The organism is Halocatena pleomorpha (assembly GCF_003862495.1).
GTDB classification, from domain to species: domain Archaea; phylum Halobacteriota; class Halobacteria; order Halobacteriales; family Haloarculaceae; genus Halocatena; species Halocatena pleomorpha.
The window spans coordinates 55,266-61,423 of sequence record NZ_RRCH01000040.1 but is presented as its reverse complement, the minus strand read 5'-3'; the positions used below and the strand labels follow the sequence as shown (position 1 = coordinate 61,423).

11 protein-coding genes are annotated in these 6,158 nt (G+C 56.5%); 2 read left to right on the top strand and 9 right to left on the bottom strand.

Features of this window, described 5'->3' with window-relative positions; translation table 11 throughout:
* Window positions 1-195 precede the first annotated feature (195 nt).
* On the bottom strand, window positions 196-387 hold the full coding sequence (gene cutA / locus EIK79_RS16580; protein WP_124956707.1) for a divalent cation tolerance protein CutA: 192 nt from the start codon (window positions 385-387) through the stop codon (window positions 196-198).
* Between the two features lie 3 nt (window positions 388-390).
* Window positions 391-555 carry an HEWD family protein gene (locus tag EIK79_RS17780; protein WP_221621779.1) on the bottom strand — a complete coding sequence of 55 codons (165 nt, stop codon included), beginning with the start codon at window positions 553-555 and terminating at the stop codon, window positions 391-393.
* Window positions 556-703: 148 nt separating this feature from the next.
* Between EIK79_RS17780 and EIK79_RS16575 the strand changes: the two genes are divergently transcribed.
* A complete protein-coding gene (locus tag EIK79_RS16575; protein ID WP_124956705.1) occupies window positions 704-904 on the top strand; it encodes a dodecin in 201 nt (66 codons plus the stop codon).
* Between the two features lie 23 nt (window positions 905-927).
* Here the strand turns inward: EIK79_RS16575 and EIK79_RS16570 are convergent, their stop codons facing one another.
* The 6 genes from EIK79_RS16570 to EIK79_RS16545 form a co-directional block, all read right to left on the bottom strand.
* Window positions 928-1,284, bottom strand: a complete 357-nt coding sequence (locus EIK79_RS16570) for a HesB/IscA family protein (protein ID WP_124956703.1) — start codon at window positions 1,282-1,284, stop codon at window positions 928-930.
* Window positions 1,285-1,755: 471 nt separating this feature from the next.
* The gene (locus EIK79_RS16565) at window positions 1,756-2,487 is read right to left on the bottom strand and encodes an RNA methyltransferase (protein ID WP_124956701.1); all 732 of its coding nucleotides are present in this window, start codon (window positions 2,485-2,487) and stop codon (window positions 1,756-1,758) included.
* Entirely contained in the window at window positions 2,484-3,056 is a 573-nt protein-coding gene (locus tag EIK79_RS16560; protein ID WP_124956699.1) for a hypothetical protein, read from the bottom strand. Before EIK79_RS16560 ends, EIK79_RS16565 begins: the two co-directional genes overlap by 4 nt.
* Window positions 3,057-3,192: 136 nt before the next feature.
* Window positions 3,193-3,627: a DUF5799 family protein gene (locus tag EIK79_RS16555; RefSeq protein ID WP_124956697.1), complete on the bottom strand. Its 435-nt coding sequence runs from the start codon at window positions 3,625-3,627 to the stop codon at window positions 3,193-3,195.
* A 38-nt stretch (window positions 3,628-3,665) separates the two neighbouring features.
* Entirely contained in the window at window positions 3,666-4,064 is a 399-nt protein-coding gene (locus EIK79_RS16550) for an OsmC family protein (protein ID WP_124956695.1), read from the bottom strand.
* A 94-nt stretch (window positions 4,065-4,158) separates the two neighbouring features.
* Complete coding sequence (locus EIK79_RS16545; protein ID WP_124956693.1) at window positions 4,159-4,875, bottom strand: metal-dependent hydrolase; 717 nt, start codon at window positions 4,873-4,875, stop codon at window positions 4,159-4,161.
* Between the two features lie 164 nt (window positions 4,876-5,039).
* Here EIK79_RS16545 and EIK79_RS16540 point away from each other — a divergent pair, with 164 nt between their 5' ends.
* Complete coding sequence (locus EIK79_RS16540) at window positions 5,040-5,822, top strand: fumarylacetoacetate hydrolase family protein (RefSeq protein WP_124956691.1); 783 nt, start codon at window positions 5,040-5,042, stop codon at window positions 5,820-5,822.
* A gap of 52 nt (window positions 5,823-5,874) precedes the next feature.
* Here EIK79_RS16540 and EIK79_RS16535 read toward each other — a convergent pair whose 3' ends face one another.
* Window positions 5,875-6,069 carry a cold-shock protein gene (locus tag EIK79_RS16535; protein ID WP_124956689.1) on the bottom strand — a complete coding sequence of 65 codons (195 nt, stop codon included), beginning with the start codon at window positions 6,067-6,069 and terminating at the stop codon, window positions 5,875-5,877.
* Between the last annotated feature and the right edge of the window lie 89 nt (window positions 6,070-6,158).

Here is a 6,158-nt window from a genome sequence, read left to right as displayed (position 1 = left end):
CGCGTCTTTCGAACGACACCGTGAGAAGAGCGTACCAGCGCAGATGACGCTCACGGCATTTCGAGAGTCGAAACCCTCTGCCAGCGTTCACGAAACTCCGTCTCGTGAGCCAACCAGAACCAGCGGTTCTGGTGACGACAACTAACTGGTATTCCTACTGCGTGGGAAGCCTCGCCGTTTACGGCGAGGAGGATGTCACTCCTCGACGCTCCGGTCGCGCCACGCGCGAAACGGATCGATCGGATCATCCTCGAAACGCTCGATGCACGGAACGTCGTACGGTTGGCGGTCAACGATGTTGACGCAGGCGGCGAGTCGGTCCGCAAGAAGAGCCGTTGCGAGCTCGTCAGCGTCCGATCGCGGGCAGGTGATGTATGCGGTCGGCATCAGCTATTTTTCGATCGGGTTGTAGCTCCCGTTGATGTCCCAATCGTGAATACAGTAGGGATTACCAACGTCGCCGTCAACGATCCAGTTTTTGCGTTCAGGACGCCATACATCCGTGCGGCCACAGCGTTCGCACGTCCGTTCACGCGGTGGGGTAATCGTCACCATGCAACGTTTTGTGGTCCCGACCTGTATCAATCGTTCGAGATCGCTCATTATCCACTACCTTGACTACGGAAGCGTGCGTATTTCCATTCGCTGGGCCGTTCCAGCACGGAGATCGGGAAACGACTGAACACTGCCGAACCAACACACCATGGTGTACAAAAAAATCACACTCATCGGGACGAGCGAGGACGGATTCGATGCGGCGACGGCGAACGCCATCGATCGAGCGGAACAGACGCTCGACAACGTGCTCTGGGTCGAAGTCGAAGATCTGGGCGTTGAGATTGCAACCGCAGACGCCCGCGAGTATCAAGCTGAGGTCGAAGTGGCGTTCGAATTATCGGAATAACCCGAGCGCGCCAGCAAAACAGATCACGTGCGGAACGATTCACCACAGCCACATTCGCTTACTACATTCGGATTCTCGACGTGGAATCCGGCACCCTGCAGCCCACCTTCGAAGTCCAAAACGCTCCCCTCGATGTACTCCATGCTGGCCGGATCGACGAACACGCGCAGACCGTGGTGTTCGTACACCGTGTCGTCGGTTTCCGGCTCAAGATCGAACCGCATTCCGTATGAGAGACCGGCACACCCCCCTTGCTGAACGAACAGTCGGAGACCCGCCTCTGTGATGTCCATATCTTCTCCCTCTAACAGATTGATCGCCTCCTCCGCAGCGGTCTCCGTCACAGCAATCGGAGTGTCCGACTTGACCGTGGAACTCATGGTTTTTACTACCGGATGAACGCTGTTAATCCTAACGCACACCCGCTCAACCAGTGATGACACCACTCACGGATCGACGACGCAAACTGGAACCACTGCCCATTGTCGGTCGGAGGTACCGCTGTCGTTGAGGAGGATACGGGACACGTATTATATTCATGTAATGAATAGATGTAACATTACATTAAGATTAAATCCAATTCGAAAGTGTATATTTATTGGGTGTGCGTATTAGATACCGACGCAGCTCAGCAGTGGAACCCCCTCGCTGGCGTGGCCTTCATCCGACGGGTCCGACAGTGATCGGTGGAGACGGTGATTCTATCGCTCGTTTTCACTCGATGCCGAAAACATGTGCCAGAGTCGCGGGACCACTGCTTCTCTGGACCCCGACCGATGATACTTCGTATTGCGTGTCGCGGGCGTCGGTGTAACTGACCGACCCACTGACGCTCGCTTCGTGTGTCCGGATCAGTCGTCCCGTTTTTCGAGCCGTGATTCTGCGCGTCGAAACACGCCTCGAAGCGAGCTTACTTCCCGTCGTGTAGGGTGTGCACGGCCAAGGAGACGTCGCCAGAGGCGTCGTAACCGTGTTCGTTGTTCGGGTTCGGCTTCGATCGGTTCGAGGAATGTAGCGAACTGTTCGTGCAGCCCTTCGAGATCTTGCTCGGGCGCGCGAACGATGTCGTCCGGCAGTTGGGTTTCTTCGAGCGTCACAGTTCGGAGTTCGTACAGAACGACGGTCGCTGCTTGGCCGAGGTTGAGCACCGGATACGACGCGCTTGCGGGGATAGAACAGATCTCGTCGAGTCGTTCGAGTTCCTCGTTGTGAAGCCCGACGCGCTCCCGGCCGAACACAACCAGCGTGTCGGTCTCGATTCCAGAGAGAGAGTCAGCTAGCTCGCGGGGGGTTTTGAAGGGGTAACGGATGTGGCGACGGTCATCAGTGTTGGCGACTGCTGTACATCCAACAGTATGGAAGTTTTCTACGAGATATTCGAACTGGACCGTTTGGGCATTCGGAAGCACGTCTTCACGCGCTTGGCCCGCAAACCCGTAGGCTTCACCGTCGGGATCGAGAGACGGCGGATCGACGAGATACAGATCGGAGAGACCGAAGTTCTTCATTGCACGGGCGATAGTTCCGACGTTGCCGGGGGTTTGTGCGTCGACGATTGCCACCGAGATCGACGTTTCACTCATACATCAAGATCATCGAGGTCGATGTCGAGCGATTCCTGTTCTTCTTCACTCAGGGAGACCAGTTCGTCGTCGTCACCAGAACCAGCGGTTCTGGTTGGCTCACGAGACGGAGTCTCGTGAACGCTGGAAGTGGGTTCCTCTCGGGATGGCTCGGGCACAAGATCGGGATCCGTTTCGATGTGTTCGACCCCCGCGTATCCATCTGGAGCGCGCCCGCCGTCAGCAAACCACTGGTGAAAGGCGTTCTGGAACGTCCGTTTGCCAACGAGATCACGCCCCCCCTCTTCCCGGAACCAGTAGAGGAAATCCGCCTCGTGGGTGTCACACAGAACGACCTCTCGGAGTGGTTCGCCATAGACAACAGCAGCAGGTCGACAACGCTGTTTCTCCTCTTCACCGTGGATGAGCCAGCAGGCATCACACGGGTTGTCGATGATTGCCATTAGTCGCCCGATCCGATCGCGTGTATCGGGCGGCATTTCGGTGAGCGGTCGAAACGCCCCCGATTCGTCGAACACCTCCGCTTCCTCGAAGCGCCACCCCCGGAGACCGATGCTTACCTTCGTCATACCCGACGTAGCTAGTGAGCAGTGAAAAACGCGGTGTTTTGCCGGCTGTATCCGCTTCACGCCGGTCGGGCGTGGTTATTCTACGCAGACTGTGCGCTCAAACGGTCAATCAGAAGACGAACGCTAGCCGATTACGTTATGAATCGGTGGCGAGGCTCCGGATCTCCGTCCACGAGCCGCGTTGTTCGAGGTGTTGCTGGAGCTGTCGGGCGTATTCGTCCGCCAACTGCTCGGCCGTTTCCCGCTTTTGGTCATCGACAGCACTGCTGTCGAAGCCAAGCATCTCTTTCACTGCCGCCAAGATGCCGCCCGATTGATCGCGCGCTGGTGATCCCATCGTAGATATGTTTTCGACAGTCTCAAGCTCAGGCATGATCGCAGAAAGATCATCAGTGTTCGCAACGATCCGAGCGCGGTCGGGATCGCCGGGATGTTCGATCTCGAATTCGACGGCCGTCATCACCAGTCCCCACTGCTGTCTCGAAAACTCCGAGTTCTGAATCCGGTCTTCAAACTCGTCATCGACTGCCATCCGTGCACCAACGATACGATCGGTCCACCGTTCGGTCATGCACAAAAGTCGGCTCGGGACGAATATGAGCGTTCCCGTCAGAACGCGTTTCCGTTGACCGCAATATCGGCGTGGAGTCCCTCTCGAAGCGCGTCGTGTACGTGACAGATGTTTTCAGCGCGCTCAACGATGTCGTCAAACTCCGAATCGGAAAGGTCCGCCTCGACATCCATCGAAAACCGGATCGCGTCAAGATCATCACTGTCATCGACATCGGCCTCCGCGTCAACGTCGATCCGGCCGAGATCGTCGTGGCCTTCCTTGTTCGCGCCGACGCGAAACGCCGGAACGAAACAGGAGACGTAATCGACCACGAGCACTTCGTTCGGGTTCGGACCCTCCTCGTTGGCCGCGTCGATCGTCAGTTCGTACGCTCCAACACGGCTTACTGACGTGTAACCGGACTCGGACGTGGTCGTTGTTTCGATCGTTTCCATACACTGGTGAATCACTCCGAACCGGGAAAAAGGTATGGCTATCTTTTTTCAAGGAGAGAATCCCGCCGTGAACGGCGGGATTTCTGTGCGTGATTCAGAGTGTGAACGTTTCGTCTCCTTCGAGAACGACGGGTTGAGCGTCGCTCTCAGACGATTCAACGGCTTCTTCGAACTCGCTCACGTCGATCTCGATCGGTGGGAACGTATCGTAATGCATCGGTAAGACGTGATCGACACCGAGCCACTCGGTGGCGATCGCCGCTTGCCACGGACCCATCGTGAAATGGTCACCGACGGGAAGCGCCGCGGCGTCGGGACTAAGATACGAACCGATCACGTCGCGCATCTCCGTCATCAGTGCTGTGTCTCCTGCGTGATAAAACGTCGTGGCGCTGTCAGTGTCGCTATCTCGTGTCGGCTCCGTATCGCTGATGAGAAAGCCCGTCGGGACACCCATGGAATGCTCGTAATCGGTCATCGCCCCGTTAGTGTGGTCGGCGCGATGCATCGTTACGAACGCGTCACCACACTCGACAGTCCCTCCGATGTTCATACCAATCGTCTCACTCATGTCGTGTTCGTCCGCTACGTACCCTGCTAACTCGGGCGTCGTGACAACTGTAGCGTCGGTGAACGATCCAGCGTCTGCAATGTGATCCGCGTGAGCGTGCGTCAACAGGAGATACTCTGGAGACTCGATATCGACCGGATCGTACTCCGTGTGGGGATTGTCGAAAAACGGATCGATGAGAAGAGTGGTATCGCCAACAGTAACGTTCCACGTCGAATGGCCGTGCCAAGTCAGTTCCATATCAAGCCACATCTCGTCTCGAATACTTAAAGGTGATCGGAATGCACACCAGCAGATATTGACGATCCGTAATAATGATACACGAAAATACACATAATAAAAATGATTGTTTCGAATAGGGACGTTCGACCAGATTTATTCGGATCGGGCGTGAGCCGTCCGGTATGCGAACTGTTCGATTCCGCGATCCAGCGGGGAACGTCCGGCGCGGTGAGTGGAGTGGTCAACCAAGTGATGAGATAACACTTCGTACGAACTACGGCGGTCGGGTTGCGCTCGGAAACGAGACGTTTCTGCCCGAAGAGATCGACGTGCTTCCGCCCTGTGACCCGAGCAAGATCGTGTGTGTTGGATTGAACTACGAAGACCACGCAGCCGAACAGAACACGTCAGTTCCAGACCGACCCTCGTTTTTCCTCAAACCACCCTCCGCGGTCGCAGGGCACGGCGACACGATCACGCTTCCGGCAGGAAAAGAACGGATCGATTACGAGGCGGAGTTAGCCGTTATAATCGGTGACACGTGTAAGAACGTCCGGGCGAAAAACGCGATGGACGTGATCGCGGGATACACGTGTCTTAACGACATCTCGAACCGTGACGATCAATCGATCGAACAGAACTGGGTTCGCGGAAAAGCGTTTGATGGCTCCGCGCCGATCGGTCCCGTCATCTCCCGACCCGAAAACGTTGCGAGCGACGCATCAATCCGGCTGTGGGTTAACGGTGACCGCAAGCAGGATTCAACCATCGAGGAACTCATCGTTCCCGTTGCGGAACTCATCGAGGAGCTTACGAGTTTCATGACGCTCCAGTCGGGCGATATCATCTCGACCGGGACGCCTGCGGGTGTCGGACCTCTGCGCGACGGCGACGAAGTGGAGATTGAAATCGACGGGATCGGAACGCTGTCGCACTCCGTGCGGATTCCGTCGGCGTCGCTATGAAGAGCAGCTTCGAAAGAAAGTGATAGCGTTGTCGCTGTGAAGCGACTGTGTTTCAGACTCGAACGACGTTCGTCGCGCGCGGTCCTTTCGGAGCCTGTTCGATCTCGAATTCGATCTCAGTTCCTTCTTCGAGGTCAGGACCACCAACATCCTCCATGTGGAAGAACACGTCGTCGTCTGCATCCTCGGTAGAAATGAATCCGTAGCCGCCAGTGTCGTTGAAGAAATCGACCGTTCCGGTTGCCATTGCAGCCGATCATACTGTCTGCCCACGGATAACAGTTCCGGGGGTCGCGGTATCACGACGCTCGATCGCTGGAAATCGAACCTGTCGCC